Genomic DNA, 19,045 nt, shown 5'->3' with positions numbered 1-19,045 from the left:
GGATTAAGAAATGTTTGATGAAATCCGTTTTAATACCATAGAAAGACTTCCAAATTATGTTTTCGCAGAAGTAAATGCGATAAAAATGGCAGCAAGACGTGCTGGAGAGGATATCATCGACTTTTCAATGGGAAATCCCAATGGTAAAACTCCACAACACATTATAGATAAACTTTGTGAAAGTGCTAACAAAGATAAAACCTCGGGATATTCTACATCCATGGGGATTTATAAACTTCGCTTAGCAATTTGTAATTGGTATAAAAGAAAATATAATGTCAACCTAGATCCTGAAAATGAAGTTGTAGCTACTATGGGTTCAAAAGAGGGTTTTGTAAATCTTGCAAGAGCGATTATAAATCCTGGAGATGTTGCTATTGTGCCAACTCCTGCTTATCCTATACATACTCAAGCTTTTATTATAGCAGGAGGTAATGTAGCAAAAATGCCTTTAGCTTATAATGAAAAATTTGAGCTTGATGAAAATCAATTTTTTGAAAATTTACATAAAACTTTAAATGAAAGCATCCCGTGTCCAAAATATGTCGTTGTTAATTTCCCGCATAATCCAACAACAGTAACTTGTGAGAAAAGTTTTTATGAAAGATTGATAGCAACGGCAAAAAAAGAAAGATTTTATATTATTTCAGATATTGCTTATGCAGATTTAACTTATGATGACTATAAAACTCCTTCTATTTTGGAAATTGAAGGCGCAAAAGATGTAGCGGTAGAAACTTACACTCTTTCAAAATCTTACAATATGGCAGGCTGGCGCGTGGGTTTTGTAGTAGGAAATAAACGCTTAGTCAGTGCGCTTAAAAAAATAAAATCTTGGTTTGATTATGGTATGTACACACCTATTCAAGTAGCAGCTACCATAGCTTTAGATGGAGATCAAACTTGTGTAGATGAAATCCGTGCAACTTATGATAAAAGAATGCACATTTTACTTGAAGCTTTTGAAAATGCAGGCTGGAAACTTCAAAAACCAAGAGCAAGTATGTTTGTTTGGGCAAAACTCCCTGAAAGCAAAAGACATTTAAAAAGTTTAGAATTTTCAAAGCAACTTTTACAGCGTGCTAGTGTTGCAGTAAGTCCTGGGGTAGGTTTTGGCGAAGCAGGTGATGAGTATGTAAGAATTGCTTTAATTGAAAATGAAAATCGCATACGCCAAGCTGCACGTAATATCAAAAAATATTTAAAAGAGTAAGTTATGAAAGTAGCGATTCTTGGTTATGGCACTGTTGGAAGTGCGGTGGTTAAATTTCTTTTAGAAAATGATAAACTCATTCGTGCAAGATGTGGGCAAAGCATAACTCCTGTGATCGCTCTTGCTAGAAGTCCTAAAAAAAATGCTTTAATTCCAATTACTCATAGCGTTGCAGAAATTTTAAATGCTGATGTAGATGTTTTTGTAGAATTAATGGGTGGGGTGGATGAAGCTTTTAAAATAGTGAGTGAAATTTTAAAAAAGAAAAAAGCTGTTGTTACTGCAAATAAAGCTATGCTTGCTTATCATCGTTATGAACTTGAAAATTTGGCTAAAAATTTAGCTTTTGGTTATGAAGCAAGTGTGGCTGGAGGAATTCCTATTATCAAGGTTTTAAAAGAAGGTTTAAGTGCAAATAATATTTTGGCTATAAAAGGGATTTTAAATGGTACGAGTAATTATATTTTAAGTTCTATGAGTCAAAAAAATATGAGTTTTAAACAAGCTTTGCAAATAGCTCAAAATTTAGGTTATGCAGAGGCTGATCCAACTTTTGACATAGAAGGGCAAGATGCAGCACATAAACTGCTTGTTTTATCAAGTATCGCTTATAATCTTAAAGCTAAACCTGAAGATATTTTGATCGAGGGTATTAGTGAAATTGCACCTGAAGATATGTATTTTGCTAATGAGTTTGAATTTACCATAAAACTTTTAGGTATAGCTAAGGTGCGTGAAAATAAAGTAGAATTAAGGGTGCATCCTACTATGATAGATAAAGAAAAAATGCTTGCAAAAGTTGATGGAGTGATGAATGCTATAAGCATTAATGGAGATTTGTTGGGTGAAAGTTTGTATTATGGAGCAGGAGCAGGAGGAGAGGCCACTGCAAGTGCTGTGATTTCAGATCTTATGGATATAGCAAGAGATCAGGTAAAAGCACCAATGCTTGGTTTTGTGAATACTTTAGAATACAAGCTTTTAAGCAAAGATGAAATTTATACAAAATATTATTTAAGGGTGAAAGTTGAAGATAAAATAGGGATTTTATCTAAAATCACACAATTGATGAGTGAAAATAATATTTCTATCGATAGTTTTTTACAAAAACCTAAAAAAAATGATGAAAATTACAGTACTTTGTTTTTTACTACACATTTAACTTATGAAAAAAGCATACAAAATTTGCTTGAAATTTTACGCAAACAAGATTTTATAAAAACCAAGCCTTTTATGATGCGTATAGAATAATGGGTGTAAAAGCTTATTTAGATGGAATTTTAGGGGAAGATAAGGCTTGTAAATTTTTAAAAAAACAAGGCTTTGAAATTTTAAAAAGAAATTTCCATTCTAAATTTGGAGAAATCGATATAATAGCCAAAAAAGATGAAATTTTACATTTTATAGAGGTTAAATTTACTCAAAATGATTATGAAGTTTCCGAGCGTTTGGATAGAAAAAAACTTGAAAAAATTTTAAAAACTATAGAATTTTATCATCTTAAAAATGGAATTTCATCGGATTTTCAGATTGATCTGATTTGCATTAAAAATGATGTGATACAATTTTGCGAAAATATAAGTTTTTAAGCTGATATTTAAAAAAATAAAATACAATTAGACAAAAATTAAAGAAAGGAAAAATTATGGGAAAATATATTGAATTAACAAGTGATAATTTTGCTCAAGCAAAAGAAGGTGTAGCTTTAGTTGATTTTTGGGCTCCATGGTGCGGACCTTGTAGAATGCTTGCTCCAGTTATTGATGAACTTTCAAATGACTTCGATGGTAAAGCTAAAATTTGCAAAGTAAATACAGATGAACAAGGTGATTTAGCAGCTGAATTTGGTGTTCGCTCTATTCCTACGCTTATTTTCTTTAAAAATGGTGAAGTTGTAGATCAACTCGTTGGTGCACAATCTAAACAAGCAATTAGCGATAAATTAAACTCTTTACTATAAACTAAAGGCTAGTATAACTAGCCTTCTTCTTAAAAATTTCAAATTTATACTAAATAATAATTTTTATTAACTACTATTAAGAATAATTTTTATATCATTATTAATAATAAAATTCAATATAAAGGAAATATAAATGTTAGATGTAGCAATCATAGGTGGAGGTCCTGCTGGACTTAGTGCCGGACTTTATGCAACTAGAGGTGGCCTTAAAAATGTAGTAATGTTTGAAAAAGGTATGCCTGGTGGACAAATTACCTCAAGTTCTGAGATAGAAAATTATCCAGGTGTAGCCCAAGTTATGGATGGAATTTCTTTTATGGCTCCTTGGAGTGAACAATGTATGCGTTTTGGTTTAAAACATGAAATGGTTGGAGTAGAACAAATTTTAAAAAATAGTGATGGAAGTTTTACCATCAAATTAGAAGGTGGTAAAACAGAACTTGCTAAAGCTGTGATAGTTTGTACAGGCTCAGCTCCAAAAAAAGCAGGTTTTAAGGGCGAAGATGAATTTTTTGGAAAAGGTGTAAGCACTTGTGCAACTTGTGATGGATTTTTTTATAAAAATAAAGAAGTTGCAGTTTTAGGTGGTGGAGATACGGCTTTAGAAGAAGCTTTATATCTAGCAAATATTTGTTCTAAGATTTATCTTATCCACCGCAGAGATGAGTTTAGAGCAGCTCCATCTACAGTAGAAAAAGTTAAGAAAAACGAAAAAATAGAACTCATTACTAGCGCAAGTGTAGATGAAGTATATGGCGATAAAATGGGTGTTGCTGGAGTAAAAGTAAAATTAAAAGATGGTAGTATTAGAGATTTAAATGTTCCAGGAATTTTTACTTTTGTTGGTCTTAACGTAAGAAATGAAATTTTAAAACAAGACGATAGTAAGTTTTTATGCAATATGGAAGAAGGTGGGCAAGTAAGTGTTGATCTTAAAATGCAAACTAGCGTTGCTGGACTTTTTGCCGCAGGGGACCTTAGAAAAGATGCGCCTAAGCAAGTTATTTGTGCTGCAGGTGATGGAGCTGTAGCTGCATTAAGTGCTATGGCTTATATAGAAAGCTTGCATTAAGATTTTATAAAGTTGCTAAAAGCAACTTTATTTTTATTTAGCTTCCTATCACTCCACCATCAAGTTTTCTTATCATCATTACACTTGATCTTGGTGTTTTTCCATAAGGAAAAGTACTACCTTTCAAACCTTCTCCTGGATGTTGTATGCCTACAAACATTGTAGTATAATCCTCACTAAAAGCAATCCCTGTTAATTCACAAGCAATAGGCCCTGTTAAAAAGCGTCTAATTTCCCCTGTTTTTGGATTTGCTGCTAGCATGCAGTTATTTCCCATACTTTCGTATTCATCTTTATTAGAATAAGATCCATCTGTTTGTATCCAAAGTCTTCCATCTCTATCAAATTTAAGTCCATCAGGAGAATTAAATTTATTTTCACTTGTAATATTATTTGAGCCTTTATATAAGCCTTGTTGGTTATCAGGATTTCCAGCAAGAGCAAAAATTTCCCAAGTAAAATCATCGTCTTTATGAGAATTTTTTGGCATCCATTTTAAAATTTGTCCATAAACATTTTTAGTCCTTGGATTTGCTGCATTAGGTTCTTGGCGATTTTTGTTGTTCGTTAGTGTTGCAAATACTTCTTTAGAACCACTTTGTTTATGGCTTGCTATCCATTCACATCTATCCATAGGAGTTGCACCTACAATACTTGCAGCAAGACGCGTATTGATGAGTACTTGAGCTTGAGACTTAAAACCATTTTTTTCATTTAAGCTGTTTTTGCCATATTCTAAAGCTATCCATTTTCCCTGTCCTTTAAAATCTCCCACATTGCCGTTAAACTGTCCTACATACAAAATACCTTCATCTAAAATTTTACTTGTATCAGCACCTTTTTTGTATTTATGTTTGCTAACAAATTTATAAATAAATTCATTCATCTCATCATCACCCATATAAACTATAACAGAACCATCTTTTTCTACGATAATTTCTGCATTTTCATGTTTAAAACGCCCTAAAGAAGTTCTTTTAACAGGTGTGCTTTGTGCATCAAAAGGATTGATTTCCACTATCCAACCAAAACGATTGGCTTCATCCATATTTTTAGCTAAATCAAATCTTTCATCAAATTTTTCCCATCCATAAAGACTAGTTTTGTTAAATCCATAGCGTTTAAGAGAGTCATTAAATTCTAGATTTTCATCTAAACTTCCAAAAAAATCATCAAAATTTTCTTCACAGGTGATATAAGTTCCCCAAGGTGTTTGTCCATTTGCACAATTTGCAAAAGTTCCATGAACAAATTTTTCATTTTTTAAAACTTCTTTTTTAGCTGCTCCACTTACTTGCATTTTAGTGTTTGCATCGATTCTGCGGTTATACTTAGAGTCTAAAACCACAGTCCAATCATCACCTTTTTTTTCGATTTCTAAGATACTCACACCCACACTGGCTTGCTCATATAAAATATCTTCTTTGCTTAAATTTTTACCATGATGATTAAACATGATTTCAGGATTTATATATTCATTATTAACGGCTAAAATTCCTCTGTTTTTTGAAAGTGGAAAAAAACTCATACCATCATTGTCATCTCCAAAAACCAAATGAGCATTTTTAACTGCATTCATGTCGATGATTTTATTTTCATCATAAGGTTTTGCTTTACTAAAAAGTGGATCACCCCAAGAAATTAAAACCTTTGCTTCATAACCTTGTGGTACTATAACTTTATCTTGTGTGCTTGCACTAACAGCTTTAAAACCTAGCAAATCCTTATCCTTAAGCATAGCAGCACTTAAATTTGAACTTGCAAAAAAAGCCACCATAGAACCTAAAGCTGAACCTTTTAAAAACAATCTTCTTTCCATTTGTTTTTACCCCATATTGAAATTTAAAACAATGGAAGTATAAAAATATTTGGAAACTTTTTAGAAACTTTGATGAAAAATTTAAATTGAAGAAAAAATTTATACCTAGTTTTTCACTAGGTATAAATGACTAATTAAAACCTCTTCTTCTTAACATCTTCTAAGATATTATTAGCTATATCACTTACTGTACTAGAAATAATAGCTGATTCATTAGCAATTTCAACATTATCTTTAGTAGTTTGATCAATTTGAGCTACGCTATCATTGATTTGAGTGATACCTGCAGTTTGTTCTTTAATACTTTCTGCCATATCATTGATAGATTGAACAAGTAAATTAGTATTAGCTTCAATTTCTGATAAAGACTTTTGAGTTCTTTCAGCTAACTTTCTAACTTCATCAGCTACCACTGCAAAGCCTCTACCATGTTCTCCAGCACGAGCTGCTTCAATAGCTGCATTTAAAGCTAGAAGATTGATTTGATCTGCAATATCACCTATAATACCTGTAACATTTTTAATCTCTTCAGATTGAGTGATAACATCACTAGTTTTAACTGAAACATTTTGCATAGAAGAAGTGATCTCTTCTAAAGCTGCTGCAGTTTCTTCTAAAGATTGAGCTTGAGAATTTGAAGAAGTGGTTAAGCTTTGAACAGCAGTTTGTAATTTTCCACTTTCATTAGCTAAAGCATTAGCAAAGTCTGAACTTTGTTTTAGCATTTTAACTATTTCATCACCTAAAGCATTAGTAGTTAATTCTACACTACCGCTAGCATTTTCTAATTTATTTCTAAAGTCTAAGCTTTTGTATTCTTCAAAAATTTTATGAATAGCATTCATATCAGAACCTACTCTAGCTTGTAAAACATCAAGAAGTTTATTTAGAACATTTTTAAGTTCAATAAGCTGTGGGTTTCTTGGATTAGCAGTAATTCTTGCTGTTAAATTACCACCTTCTACAACTGATACGGTTTGAACTGATTCTTTAACGGCTTGATTGTCTTGTTCTAAGCCTCTTTTAGTAGCAAGAATGTTTTCATTGATAGCATTTGAGATTTGTCCAAATTCATCATTGCTTTTTACTTCTATAGTAGAAACATTTTTTGTTTTATAGTTGATAAAATCAAAGAATGAAGTTAAACCTGTTTGGATAGCTGCAAGTGGGGAGAGGTATTTTGATACGATGAAATAAAGGAGGATGACGCTAATAATACTTGTAAAAATAACAATCGCAGTTTGTATAAATGCAATTTTATAAACTGGAGCTTCTATTTGTTCTATTGGCTCTCCAACGCAAGCAGTATAAATTCCAGAAACCTTTGTGCATACAGCAAATCTTTCATTACCATCTTTTGGTCTAGTATACTCAAAAGGTTCAAGATCCTCTTTAGTTTTAGCAAGATTTGCAATTGCACTAATATCATAACCTTTTTGTAAAAGAGCTTTGTCTGTAGAAACAAATACTTTATTTTCTTCATCAAATACAAAAGTTCTACCTGGTAAATTTTCAAATTCAGCTTGCAAATCTGCCGCAAGAATATCTACAGCCAAAACCCCTATAAATTTACCATCTTTATAAAGCGGAATAGAATATGTAAAGCAAGGTAAATTTGTAGTTACATCAATATAAGATGGGGTAATATAAAGTTTATTTGTTTTAACTGCTTCTATATAATACTCTCTTGTTCTAGCATCATAATTATCAGCTTTTCCATAAGTTCCAAAATCTAAATTTTTAGCATCAGAGTCTGGATCGCTTACAACAAGTTCGCCATTTGGTTGAGCAATATAAACTGCTAAGAATCTTCCAGCATCTCTAAAATTCTTTAAATCTTTTCCAACATAATGCATTAAAGCATCTTGGTTATCCAACTGTTCTACAGGATGCTTTAAAATACTTTTAGCTAAACTTTCAAGAGCTAAAGAATTTCTTGCCTTAAAAGACTCCATAGAATTTTTCGCTGTTTTAACATAGTTTGTTTCAGCTTTTACAACTTCATGAAAAATTGCTTGCTTTACAAACATAAATGTTACAACACCTAAAATTATCAAACACACTACTGCGATTAAATTTGCAATCAATGAAACCTTCAATTTTACGCTTTTCATAATTTAAGCGCTCCTTTCTAATATTATTTTATAGAGATATCTACATAAAGTTTTAGAATTATAAATTAAAAAATCTAGATTTTTACTTAAATATAAAAGTAATAAAAAATTTTATTTAAATAAATATCGCTTCGAAAATTCTATGTATTAAGCTTAATATCGTTATAATTTAAAAAATTTATATCGAAAGGAAATATTTTGAAAAAAATTATATTATTTATCTTATCTTTAGGGATATTTTATACTTTCACACAAGCTAAAAATTTAGAGCAAGAACAAAATACTAGTAGCAATTTAGTTAGTGTCAGTATAGCACCTCAAGCATTTTTTGTTAAAAAAATAGCTGCAAATACTCTAGATATCAATGTTATTTTGCCCCCAAATAGCAATGAGCATAATTTTGAATTTAAACCAAGTACTATGAAAAAACTTGAAAAAAGTGATATTTATTTCACTATAGGCTTAGAATTTGAAAAAGTTTTTACGGATAAATTTAAACAAAATTTTCCAAAACTTCAAGTTGTAAATATGCAAAAAAACATAGCTTTGATTCAAACTCATGATACACACGAACACTCTCATGAGCATGAACACCACGAACATGAGCATTTTGATCCTCATACTTGGCTAGATCCTATTTTAGTCCAAACTATGGCTTTAAATATTTATGACACCTTAATTCAAAAATATCCACAAAATGAAAATTTATATAAAGAAAATTTAGATAAATTTTTAGCAGAATTAGATAGTTTAAATTTACAAATTGCCTCAAAATTAGAAAAATTAAAAAATAGAGAATTTGTAGTTTATCATCCTTCTTGGACATATTTTGCAAAACGCTATAATCTTACGCAAATTCCTGTAGAAATTTTAGGCAAGGAACCAAAAAGCAAAGATTTGCAAAAACTTATCACTCTAATGAAAAATAAAAATTTAAAAGTCATTTTTGTTCAAAATGGTTTCCCTGAAAATGCAGCAAAAACACTTGCTAAAGAATGTGATGCAAAAATTTACAAAATAGATCATTTATCTTATGATTGGGAAAATGAGCTTTTAAAAACTGCTGATGCCTTTTCTCATAATTTATAATCAGGTTTTTTGATGCTTTTTTTTGAAATTTCTAATCTAAACTACGCTTATAATAATGAAATCATCTTAAAAAACATCAATCTTAGCTATGACAATAAAGACTTTCTCTCTATCATAGGTCCAAATGGCGCAGGAAAATCAACACTCGTAAAACTTATCTTAGGACTTTTAAAATCCAAAAATGAAATCCATTTCAAAGCTCTTCAAAAAAAAGAAATAGGCTATGTTCCTCAACACACTCTAGCCAATCCTAATTTTTGTCCAAGAGTACTTGAAATCGTTCTTATGGGACTTGTAAGTAAAAAAATTTTTGGTTTTTATGGGAAAAAAGATAAAGAAAAAGCTATGCAAGCTTTAAAAAGTGTAGGAATGGAAAAATTTTGGAACAAAACCATTGATTCTCTAAGTGGAGGACAAAGGCAACGTGTTTTTATCGCAAGAGCCTTAGCTAGTGAATGCAAAATGCTTATTTTAGATGAACCTACCGCAAGCGTTGATAACAAGTCTGCTATACAAATTTTTGAACTTCTAAGCTCTTTGCACCAAAAAGGCATGGGAATTTTACTCATTTGTCACGATATCAACCTTGTATTAGCTTATAGCGATAAAATTGCACATTTAAACAAAGAACTTTTCTTGCATACTAACACTAAAGAAAAAGAAAAAAGTTCATTTTTAAAACATTTATACGAAAATCACTCTCATTTTTGTGATGTAGAAATGAGTTTAAATACTTGTTTTTGCGATGAAAAAAATTGCGATAGCAAAAAACTATGCGAACAAGAATTTACAAGAAGAAATTTGAAAAAAACAGAATTTAAAAAAGAAAATTTTTGTTTAAAATTTTCAAAGGAAAATAATGCTTGAAATTTTAAATTTCACCTTTTTTCAAAACGCTTTACTAGGAGCGATTTTAGTCAGTATAGCTTGTGGGATCATAGGTACTTTGGTGATGATAAATCGCCTTTTTTCTATGGCTGGAGGTATAACACATGGGGCTTTTGGTGGTATAGGTATAGCTTTTTATTTCTCTTTGCCTATTTTATTAAGCACGGGAATATTTACTTTATTTTTGGCTTTTTTAGTAGCTTTTTTAGCTAAACGCTATGAACACAGAAGTGATAGTATTATCGCTGTAATCTGGGCTTTTGGAATGGCTGTTGGGATTATTTTAATCGATTTAAGCCCTAGTTATAACACAGATTTAATGGCTTATCTTTTTGGGAGCATTTTAGCTGTAGGGACGCAAGATTTATGGCTTATGGCTTTGGTTGATAGCGTGGTGGTGCTTTTGATCTTTTTATTTTATAGACAATTTGAAGCATTAAGCTTTGATGCGGAATTTGCAAAAGTTCGTGGTATCAATACAAGTTTTTTTCATTATCTTTTAATCGCCCTTATGGCTTTTTGTATAGTTATTTCTATACGCCTTGTAGGGCTTATTTTGGTTATGGCTTTACTTAGTATCCCAAGCTTTATTGCTGAAAATTTCACCAAAAAACTTGGCTTTATCATGGTTTTAGCAAGTTTTTTAAGTATGATTTTTTGTGTTTTAGGACTTATACTTAGCTATTATCTTAACCTCTCAAGCGGTGCTTGTATCATAGCTGTAGCTTGTTTTGGTTTTTTAATGCATTTGATAGGCAAATTTTTAAAAAGGTAAAGGTGCAAAACACACTTGCACTTTTATATCTTTTTGCCCTTGTTCTTTAAAATACAAATGTTCGCTTGCCTTAAAAACAAAAAATTTTTCTGCGATTTTTCTTTGTAAATCTTGAGTTTTTTCACATAAAGGATACACAAGTTTAATATCATAAATTTTAAATTTGCAAGCATAAGCAAACATTTGATACAAATCGCTTTGTTCTATACCCTGTTTTTTCTCATCTTCACTATCATTTGGAATTTTCCATTTGGTATCTAGGATCATTTTATTTTCTATATATAAATCAGGCTTTAACATGAAACAATTTTCATCATTTTTTGAGATTAAATACTTTCCATTGTTTTGAACTTTAATATCTTGAGCTGGATTTACTTTTTTTAGCATATAAGCTACATAATCTTCAAAAATTTTCTCCATAGGAAAAAGCAAAGCAAAAGCTTCATTTTTACCATGATAAGGCATAAAACTTTCATTTTTTAAGAAAATTTTACACCACAAAAGCAAGTTTTCATAATAATCAAAATGTCTTGAAATTTTATAACTAAAATCTTTTTCATAATTTTTAGAAAATTCTACCTCATCGAGAATTTGCATAGATTTTATAAGTCTAAATTTATTCAAACTTGTTTTTGATTTTAAAAAATTTAGCGTTGATTTTATCAAACGATTGGGTGCTATATCTAAAACAAACTCATCATTGCTTGTAAAAAATCTTTCTTTGTGTATCAAATTTCGCTTGATATGCTCGTTAAATAGTAATTTTCCCTTTAAAAAAGCCCTATTTTCTTCGCAACTTAGATAAGATCTCATCAAGCCTTTTTTATATACGCTATCAAATTCATCTAAAAACATAGTGATAAACACTTCAAATAAAGGAATTTTAGAACTTTGCAAAGATGAAATTTGCGATTTTTTAAAGGGGGAGTTTTTTAAGGTTTTTAGCATATTTATCAAAAGATTTTTAGGATTAAATTTAAAATCTTTTTCATAAAAATCATTATTTTTAGAAATATTGTCTAATTCATAACATCTTCTTAGTTTTTCTTTGTCATGATTTGAAGAACTATCTTCTTTTTTATAACTATCTAAATTCGTGCATTTTGGCAAAATCTCCAAAACCCCGCTTTTAGTCTGTATAATGCCGACATAATTTTTAGCTTTTAAGGAATTTTTGTTTTTAAAGCCTAGAAGATTTTCATTATTTTTTGCAAAGTCTTCTAGCTCTTTATAAAACCCTTCGGCCTTTTCTTTGAAAATTTCTTTTAAATCTTCTTTAGAAAAAGCTTGGTATTCGATGATGGAAAAAATACTATTCATTTTCGTTTTTTAATTTATTTGCTATTTCATCATTATAAATTGCTTGATATATTTCTATTTTATCCCAAATTTTATCATCAAATGAAGCAATATTATAAATACTTCTCTCGCTATTAACACTATCTAGATTTTTTATTTTTTGAAGATATTTATCGTCTTTTTTATCTTCAAAAATCATACCATTATCATTTAAAACCGCATTAATCAAAGCATAATCATTATAAAAATACTCTTGCAAAAGCGGGATAATTTTGTTTTGAAAAACTTTTTTTAACTTTGAGATACTTAAAACATACCAATCTTCTTCATATTCATCTGGCTTAATCCAATTATTTTTATTAAATTTAACAGCTTCACTCATAAAAAATGCATGCCCTATAGTTTTTTCTCTATCTAATAAAAATTCAATTCTTTTATTTATACTTATTAAAATATTTTGAAGTATCTCTGCATAACCCTCTGTTTTAGCATCATCTCCTAAATAATCTTCGTCTTCATTTGGATTTTCTACATCTTTACAAATAAAAACATTATTAAGTAAATCAGAATTAGGCATCATCTCAACAAATTCAAATCTTCTTCTTAAAGCTGTATCAAGAGAAGTTATGCTTCTATCGGCTGTATTCATAGTGCCTATGATATAAACATTTTTAGGCACTCCGAATTTTTCACCACTATAAGGCAAAGTTAATTCTAATGCTTCTTCATTTCCTAATCTCTTACTAGGCTCTATCAAGGTTATAAGCTCACCAAAAATCTTACTTACATTACCACGATTGATTTCATCTATAATGATTATATAAGGTAAATTTATTTTTTCATCTTTTTCTTTATAATCTTTTAAACCTTGTGATTTCAAATAGTTTAAGATAGCTTTAACATATGCTGAATTATATATTTCATCTATATTAGAAGTTTTATATAATTTTTCTATATTATCTATACTTACTGGATAGTCTTTATGATTTTTGCTCATATCATCAAATTTAATTCTAAATGTTTTTCCACCTCTATATTGAATAGAATATTTTGTATTTGGCAATTGAAAATATTTTTCAGGATTATTGGCATCTTCTTTTGTTTTTTCTTTCAAGTCATTTATATAAAAATTAAAACTTTCTATGTCATCTCTATTCTCCAAAGCTTTCTTGCAAAGCTCTTTAAAAATTCCATCTTTAACCTTATAATTAATTTGCGAATTTTCATCACTATTTAAACTAGGCTTTATACCTTCTACAAATTCTTCATATCCGTAGCTTTGATGAAAAGTAGTAAATACTATTTGTCCATTTTTTACATACTCATCAAATTTAGCTTTTTTCTCATCTCTACTTTCTAAATTTTCACCCAAGATTTCCAAAGCCTTATCTATAGTATGATAAGTTTTTCCTGTCCCTGGAGACCCATAAAGAATTTGGTTTAAGGATATATTATTATTTATATTATCCTTTATAATTTTAAAATCATCTTTAGAAAATGTATTTTTTGGTATAGCAAAAAATTTGCAATTTTTATAATATCTATAAAATATTTCTCCATCTTTACTCATAGTTTTTAAATAATTAAGAATAGAAGAAGTCCATTTATCACCTTGACTTTTTGTGTGAAATTCATCTATAAATTTACCTTCTTGATAAACATACACACTCATACCGCCATTTTTTACAACTGCTTCTTTAAATTCATCTTCATCTTTTGGAAAATAATAATACACATTACCATTTTGATCTGCCTTACTTATTTTCCAATCACATTTATTTTCTAGCATTGCATGCCTTTTGATTTTTTGTTTTTATTTTAATTATATAAAAAAAATCTAAATTTTTACCATTGTATGAAGGTTCTAGCTTTTTTTATATCATTAAAATTTATAGTAGTTTTTTCTTTATTTTCTAAATTTTCTAAAGTGATATTTTCATCATCTACAGCAATGATTTTTGCTTCGATTTTTTCTTTTTCATTGGTTGTGATCTTCGCAAGTTCACCTATACTTTTTGCAAAATGTTCTATCTTACTCAGTTTTCTTTCAAGTCCTGGTGAAGATACTTCTAAAAAATACTCCCCATTTACAGGTGGTTCTACATCAAAAATAGGCGATAAAATTTCACTAAGCTTTGCACAATCATCAAGATTTACCCCGCCTTCTTTTTGCACATAAATTCTATAAATTTTTTTACCATTTTCACTTACTAGCTCATCATCATAAAAGCTAAGTTCTGCTTCTTTGCAAAGGGCTTCAAGATTCATTTTTATCCTTTTTTATTTTTTCAAAAAGTGCGTCCATATGGTTTTGATACTCAAGCCTATCATCAAATTTAAAATGAAAATTCGGACACCTATACCAGCCCTGCTCGCTCATGCAATAATTTTGCAAAGCTCTACTTGCCTTTTTTAAAGAAGATAAAATTTTTTCTTGCTCATGAACATTAAAAAACATTTTATCAAGATACACAAAAGCATCGTATCTGCCTTTTTTACACTCTACATCCACTACACACAAATTTTTCAAATTTTCATCATCTAAATTTGCTAAAGCTTCAGGGATCAGCTCTTTTAAGATACTTTCAGTGCGTAGTTTTTTAATCTCACTTGGGTTCATAGACTTGCTTGTTCCTCTACTTCTTTATAGCTTTCTATATAATCACCCACTCTCATATCATCGCACCCTTCTATACCTACGCCACATTCATAGCCTTTTGCCACTTCTTTAGCATCATCTTTAAAGCGTTTAAGTGAGCTTACATTTCCCTCATAAACCACAACTCCATCACGGATAAGGCGAATTTTAGCCCCACGGTTAATCACCCCTTCGGTTACCATACAACCTGCAATTTGTCCGATTTTTGGCACATTGATCACTTGTCTAATCTCTGCTTGTCCTAATTGCTCTTCAGAAATAATCGGACTCATCATACCACCAAGCAAGGCTTTTACATCATCTAAAAGATTATAAATCACATTATAAGTTTTAATTTCTACGCCTTTATCTTTAGAACGCTCTTTAACTTCCCCTGTTGGGCGTATGTTAAAACCTAGTACTATAGAGTTTTCACTCGCACTTGCAAGCTCTATATCACTTTGCGTGATTCCTCCTACTCCACTATGAATGATATTCACTTTAATCTCATCATTTCTAAGTTTTTCTAAACTTGCCTTTAAGGCTTCTAAAGATCCTTGCACATCAGCTTTTAAAATAACAGGCAAGGCTTTTAGATTACCTTCTTTGATCTTAGCTCCAAGCTCATCAATGCTAACTTTAGTGGATTTGCTAAGTTCTTTTTGGCGATTGTATTCGTGGCGTTTATTAGCATATTCTCTTGCTTCTTTATCGGTTTTTACTGCGATTAAAATTTCACCTGCATCTGCTACTTCACTAAGCCCTACGATAACCCCACATTCGCCTGGTTTAATTTCTTTTAAGGCTTTACCTTGATCATCGCTCATCGCACGCACTTTTCCATAAGCCTCGCCTGCAACCACGGTACTTCCTACAGTAAGTGTTCCATTTTGCACGATGATAGTAGCCACCGCACCACGCCCTTTTTGCACAGAACTTTCTATAATGCTTGCTTTAGCAAAACTTTTTGGATTGGCTTTAAGTTCTAAAATATCAGCTTGTAAAAGCACGATTTCAAGCAAATCTTCAATCCCCATTCCTGTTTTAGCCGAAACCCCTACAAATTCATAAGATCCGCCCCATTCTACTGGCATGATTTCCATTTCTGCGAGTTGAGTTTTTACCATATCGGGATTTGCTGCTTCTTTATCCATTTTATTAATAGCAATAATAATAGGCACACCTGCTGCTTTAGCATGATTTATCGCTTCTTTAGTTTGTGGTTTTACCCCATCATCTGCGGCTACAACGATGATTACAATATCAGTGATACTTGCACCCCTTGCACGCATAGCAGTAAAAGCTTCGTGACCTGGAGTATCAATAAAAGTAATTTTACGTCCATTTTTTTCTACCATATAAGCACCCACGTGCTGAGTAATACCCCCTGCTTCACCACTTGCAACGCGTGATTTTCTAATATAATCTAACAAAGAAGTTTTACCATGATCAACATGCCCCATGATGGTAATCACAGGTGCTCTAGTCACTAAATCTTTTTCATCAGTCTCTTCTTCATAGTCTTTTACATAATCAAACTCATCAGCCTCGTTAATGATATTGATCTCTATACCAAATTCAGCAGCCAAAATTTCAATCGCATCTTCATCTAAGAAATCATTTTTTGTTGTCATCATTCCAAGCATGAAAAGTTTTGAAATCACTTCACTAGTGCTTTTTCCTATCTTATCAGCGAATTCATACACACGAATTTCTTTAGAAATAGCAACGCTACCTACTTCTTCTACTTCCTTTTTTTCAATCTTTTTAGATGGTTTTTTACGACTTCTTCTTTGAATTCCACCTTCAAGCCCAAAACCCGCAGAATTTCCAACAGCTTGTCTTATAAAATTAGGTTGTTTTTTATTGATATTTTGTGGTTTTTCTTGTTCTTTTACACTAAAATCAGGTAATACTACCTCATCTTCATCATCTAAAGAAATATCACCAAAATCATGTTCATCTAAAAAATTCATTTTTTCGGTACTTTCTTTTTTACTCGCAACAAAAGATTTTTTTTCTTTTTTCTTTTTCTTTAAACTCTCATCAGCATTTGAAAACATAGTTTTTAAACTTAAGCGCTCTTCATTATTGATAGATATATCATTTGAATTTTTTACTTCTTCTTTTTTAACTTGAATTTCTTCTTCGTCTTTTTTCTTTTTAACAATAACAAGTCCGCGTCTTTTGGCTAAAGTTGCACTAGCAAGGCTTTGTGGCTTATGAGCATCAATAATTTCTTGTTTTTCTTCCTCTTTTGCATTTTCTTTTTCAATTTTTAATTCTTCTTTTTTAACTTCTTGTTTAAGCTTTTCTTCTTTTTTAGGTTCTTTTTTTTCAGATTCATTTAGCTTTTCTTGTTCTTTTATATTTTCTTTTTTAGGCTTTTTTGCCGTAGGAGTTTTGATATTTTTCTTAAAAGCTTCTGGAATTTCTCTTGTTTGTATATACTCATAAATAGCTGCCGCAATCTCAGGTTCTACAGCATTTGATGCTGTTTTAATTCCAAGTCCTAATTCATTTGCCTTTTCAATAATTTCCTTACTATCATAACCTAATTCTTTTGCGATTTCATGAATTCTAATCTTTGCCATTTAAAAATATCTCCTTAAGTCCTTGCTGAGTAATTTTAGTATTTAAATTTTTACATATTTTAGAAAATGCTTTTTGTAAGACTTTATCTTCTCTCTCAATACAATTTTGACATAAATATCCGCTTCTTCCATGTTCTGCTTTAGGCACAATATCTCCTAAAACAACTTTAAATCTAAATAACATATTTTGCTCAAAGCGGTTTTTACACACTATGCACATTCTAATTGGTATATGTTTTTTCAAAATTATATCTTTTTTTTATATTTTTTAGCAAATTTCAAAGCCATTATCATCAAATTCTAAATATTGCACACGAAAATCTTTAAATTTTGTTTGTATTTTCTTTGCCAAAGCTAAAGCGTCATCTTTAAAAGCTAAAGAAAAAAAGCTCGATCCCGAACCTGAAAGTGTGCTCATTAAAGCTTTATTTTCTAAGGCAAATTTTTGCACTTCAAAAAGCTCGGGTAAGTTTTTCATACGATTGATTTCATGGAGCTTATCTTGACTTGCAAATTTTAAAAATTCATATTTTTTCTCCAAAAAACAAGCGGTTAAAAATGAAGCATGAGAAAGGTTGAAAACCGCATCATTAAAACTTAAATTTTTGGCCAAAGCTTGGCGTGATTGTTCCGTGCTCATTGCCAAATTTGGGATCACAACCACAGCAGCTAAATCTTTATCAATCTCTTTTTTGATACTATAAACTTTATTTTTTTCAACCAAAGAACACACAAAACCACCAAGAGTAGCTGGAGCGATATTATCTGGATGGTTTTCATAAATTAAAGCTTCATCTAAAATACGTTCTTTTTCTACCTTAAATCCACTCATATAATAAGCACTGGCAATAGCTCCAACAATCACAGCTGAAGAGCTTCCTAATCCTCTTGAAAGAGGAATGTTATTTTGAAAAATAAAACGAAAATTATCTTTTTTTCCGCTTAGTTTTTCATAAATTTCATAAAAAATATTTACAAATATATTGTTTTTTTTAAGAAAAATATTATCACTTCCCTCGCCTCCAATACTAATGCTAAAAACACCTGATTTTTGGATTTGAGTTTCATTAAAAAGCTTTAAACTAAGTCCTAAACAATCAAAACCTGGCCCTAAATTCGCACTCGTAGCTGGAACTAAAATTTTCAAATTTCATCCTAAATTGCATCTAAAAAATAAAAGGGAAGATTATCATTATTTAGTTTAAGCTCTTGTAAATTTTTTGGTAAAAAAAACTCTGCTGGGATATTTTGCTCTAAACAAATTTCACCTTCCTTATATACAAAACAAAAATTTTTATTTGCACTTATGGGTTTATAGCCATTTAATTCAAAAGCACTCACCGCAAATAAAGGAATATTTTTTACTATACTTAAAGTACTCAAACTTACATAAGAAATTTTAATCCCCATATAAGAACCTGGACCATTAGCATAGATTAAACTTGTAAAATCATACTCTTTAAGCAATTCATCTAAAATTTTTGGTAAAAATTCGCTTGCTTTTTCTTCACTTTTATAAGTTTTTATAAGTTTATCATCTTGATAAATTCCGATCATTAAAGGCTTAGATAAAGTATTAAGTAA

Annotated in this window: 18 protein-coding genes; 8 read left to right on the top strand and 10 right to left on the bottom strand. The window is 30.4% G+C overall.

Annotation, left to right across the window (positions count from 1 at the left end):
• Window positions 1-10 precede the first annotated feature (10 nt).
• The 5 genes from FBF11_RS00745 to trxB all read left to right on the top strand — a co-directional run bounded on the left by FBF11_RS00745 (window position 11) and on the right by trxB (window position 4,245).
• Complete coding sequence (locus FBF11_RS00745) at window positions 11-1,213, top strand: LL-diaminopimelate aminotransferase (RefSeq protein ID WP_002851675.1); 1,203 nt, start codon at window positions 11-13, stop codon at window positions 1,211-1,213.
• Window positions 1,214-1,216: 3 nt separating this feature from the next.
• Complete coding sequence (locus tag FBF11_RS00740; protein ID WP_002851705.1) at window positions 1,217-2,464, top strand: homoserine dehydrogenase; 1,248 nt, start codon at window positions 1,217-1,219, stop codon at window positions 2,462-2,464.
• Window positions 2,464-2,802 carry a YraN family protein gene (locus FBF11_RS00735; RefSeq protein WP_002851874.1) on the top strand — a complete coding sequence of 113 codons (339 nt, stop codon included), beginning with the start codon at window positions 2,464-2,466 and terminating at the stop codon, window positions 2,800-2,802. The genes FBF11_RS00740 and FBF11_RS00735 overlap by 1 nt, the downstream gene beginning before the upstream one ends.
• Window positions 2,803-2,858: 56 nt before the next feature.
• Window positions 2,859-3,173 (top strand): thioredoxin, encoded by a 315-nt coding sequence (gene trxA, locus FBF11_RS00730; protein ID WP_002851800.1) that lies wholly within the window; start codon window positions 2,859-2,861, stop codon window positions 3,171-3,173.
• A 133-nt stretch (window positions 3,174-3,306) separates the two neighbouring features.
• Window positions 3,307-4,245, top strand: a complete 939-nt coding sequence (gene trxB, locus FBF11_RS00725; RefSeq protein ID WP_002851648.1) for a thioredoxin-disulfide reductase — start codon at window positions 3,307-3,309, stop codon at window positions 4,243-4,245.
• A gap of 37 nt (window positions 4,246-4,282) precedes the next feature.
• Here the strand turns inward: trxB and FBF11_RS00720 are convergent, their stop codons facing one another.
• Window positions 4,283-6,064 carry a PhoX family phosphatase gene (locus FBF11_RS00720; RefSeq protein WP_002851929.1) on the bottom strand — a complete coding sequence of 594 codons (1,782 nt, stop codon included), beginning with the start codon at window positions 6,062-6,064 and terminating at the stop codon, window positions 4,283-4,285.
• A 134-nt stretch (window positions 6,065-6,198) separates the two neighbouring features.
• Complete coding sequence (locus FBF11_RS00715; protein WP_002851724.1) at window positions 6,199-8,178, bottom strand: methyl-accepting chemotaxis protein; 1,980 nt, start codon at window positions 8,176-8,178, stop codon at window positions 6,199-6,201.
• Window positions 8,179-8,376: 198 nt separating this feature from the next.
• Between FBF11_RS00715 and FBF11_RS00710 the strand changes: the two genes are divergently transcribed.
• The 3 genes from FBF11_RS00710 to FBF11_RS00700 are packed head-to-tail and all read left to right on the top strand — an operon-like array spanning window position 8,377 to window position 10,930.
• Window positions 8,377-9,267 carry a zinc ABC transporter substrate-binding protein gene (locus tag FBF11_RS00710; protein WP_002868389.1) on the top strand — a complete coding sequence of 297 codons (891 nt, stop codon included), beginning with the start codon at window positions 8,377-8,379 and terminating at the stop codon, window positions 9,265-9,267.
• 12 nt (window positions 9,268-9,279) lie between these two features.
• Window positions 9,280-10,134, top strand: a complete 855-nt coding sequence (locus tag FBF11_RS00705) for a metal ABC transporter ATP-binding protein (protein WP_002865867.1) — start codon at window positions 9,280-9,282, stop codon at window positions 10,132-10,134.
• The gene (locus FBF11_RS00700; RefSeq protein WP_002857348.1) at window positions 10,127-10,930 is read left to right on the top strand and encodes a metal ABC transporter permease; all 804 of its coding nucleotides are present in this window, start codon (window positions 10,127-10,129) and stop codon (window positions 10,928-10,930) included. Before FBF11_RS00705 ends, FBF11_RS00700 begins: the two co-directional genes overlap by 8 nt.
• On the opposite strand, the gene FBF11_RS00695 is transcribed toward FBF11_RS00700, so the two are convergent.
• The 8 genes from FBF11_RS00695 to FBF11_RS00660 are packed head-to-tail and all read right to left on the bottom strand — an operon-like array spanning window position 10,919 to window position 19,018.
• A complete protein-coding gene (locus FBF11_RS00695) occupies window positions 10,919-12,250 on the bottom strand; it encodes an McrC family protein (RefSeq protein WP_002858668.1) in 1,332 nt (443 codons plus the stop codon). The genes FBF11_RS00700 and FBF11_RS00695 overlap by 12 nt on opposite strands.
• Complete coding sequence (locus FBF11_RS00690) at window positions 12,243-14,018, bottom strand: AAA family ATPase (protein WP_002874272.1); 1,776 nt, start codon at window positions 14,016-14,018, stop codon at window positions 12,243-12,245. Before FBF11_RS00690 ends, FBF11_RS00695 begins: the two co-directional genes overlap by 8 nt.
• Window positions 14,019-14,074: 56 nt before the next feature.
• Window positions 14,075-14,497 carry a ribosome maturation factor RimP gene (gene rimP / locus FBF11_RS00685; RefSeq protein WP_002851969.1) on the bottom strand — a complete coding sequence of 141 codons (423 nt, stop codon included), beginning with the start codon at window positions 14,495-14,497 and terminating at the stop codon, window positions 14,075-14,077.
• Complete coding sequence (gene rbfA / locus FBF11_RS00680; protein ID WP_002778650.1) at window positions 14,487-14,849, bottom strand: 30S ribosome-binding factor RbfA; 363 nt, start codon at window positions 14,847-14,849, stop codon at window positions 14,487-14,489. The genes rimP and rbfA overlap by 11 nt, the downstream gene beginning before the upstream one ends.
• Complete coding sequence (gene infB, locus FBF11_RS00675; protein WP_002851655.1) at window positions 14,846-17,461, bottom strand: translation initiation factor IF-2; 2,616 nt, start codon at window positions 17,459-17,461, stop codon at window positions 14,846-14,848. The genes rbfA and infB overlap by 4 nt, the downstream gene beginning before the upstream one ends.
• Window positions 17,448-17,705: a YlxR family protein gene (locus FBF11_RS00670; protein WP_002859353.1), complete on the bottom strand. Its 258-nt coding sequence runs from the start codon at window positions 17,703-17,705 to the stop codon at window positions 17,448-17,450. Before FBF11_RS00670 ends, infB begins: the two co-directional genes overlap by 14 nt.
• A gap of 24 nt (window positions 17,706-17,729) precedes the next feature.
• The gene (thrB, locus tag FBF11_RS00665; protein ID WP_002851909.1) at window positions 17,730-18,608 is read right to left on the bottom strand and encodes a homoserine kinase; all 879 of its coding nucleotides are present in this window, start codon (window positions 18,606-18,608) and stop codon (window positions 17,730-17,732) included.
• 8 nt (window positions 18,609-18,616) lie between these two features.
• Window positions 18,617-19,018: a tRNA (adenosine(37)-N6)-threonylcarbamoyltransferase complex dimerization subunit type 1 TsaB gene (locus tag FBF11_RS00660; protein WP_002851789.1), complete on the bottom strand. Its 402-nt coding sequence runs from the start codon at window positions 19,016-19,018 to the stop codon at window positions 18,617-18,619.
• Window positions 19,019-19,045 lie beyond the last annotated feature (27 nt).

The organism is Campylobacter sp. CFSAN093224 (genome assembly GCF_012897395.1).
Lineage (GTDB): Bacteria > Campylobacterota > Campylobacteria > Campylobacterales > Campylobacteraceae > Campylobacter_D > Campylobacter_D jejuni.
The sequence above is the reverse complement of the archived record's forward strand: the minus strand, read 5'-3'. Positions and strand labels throughout refer to the sequence as shown.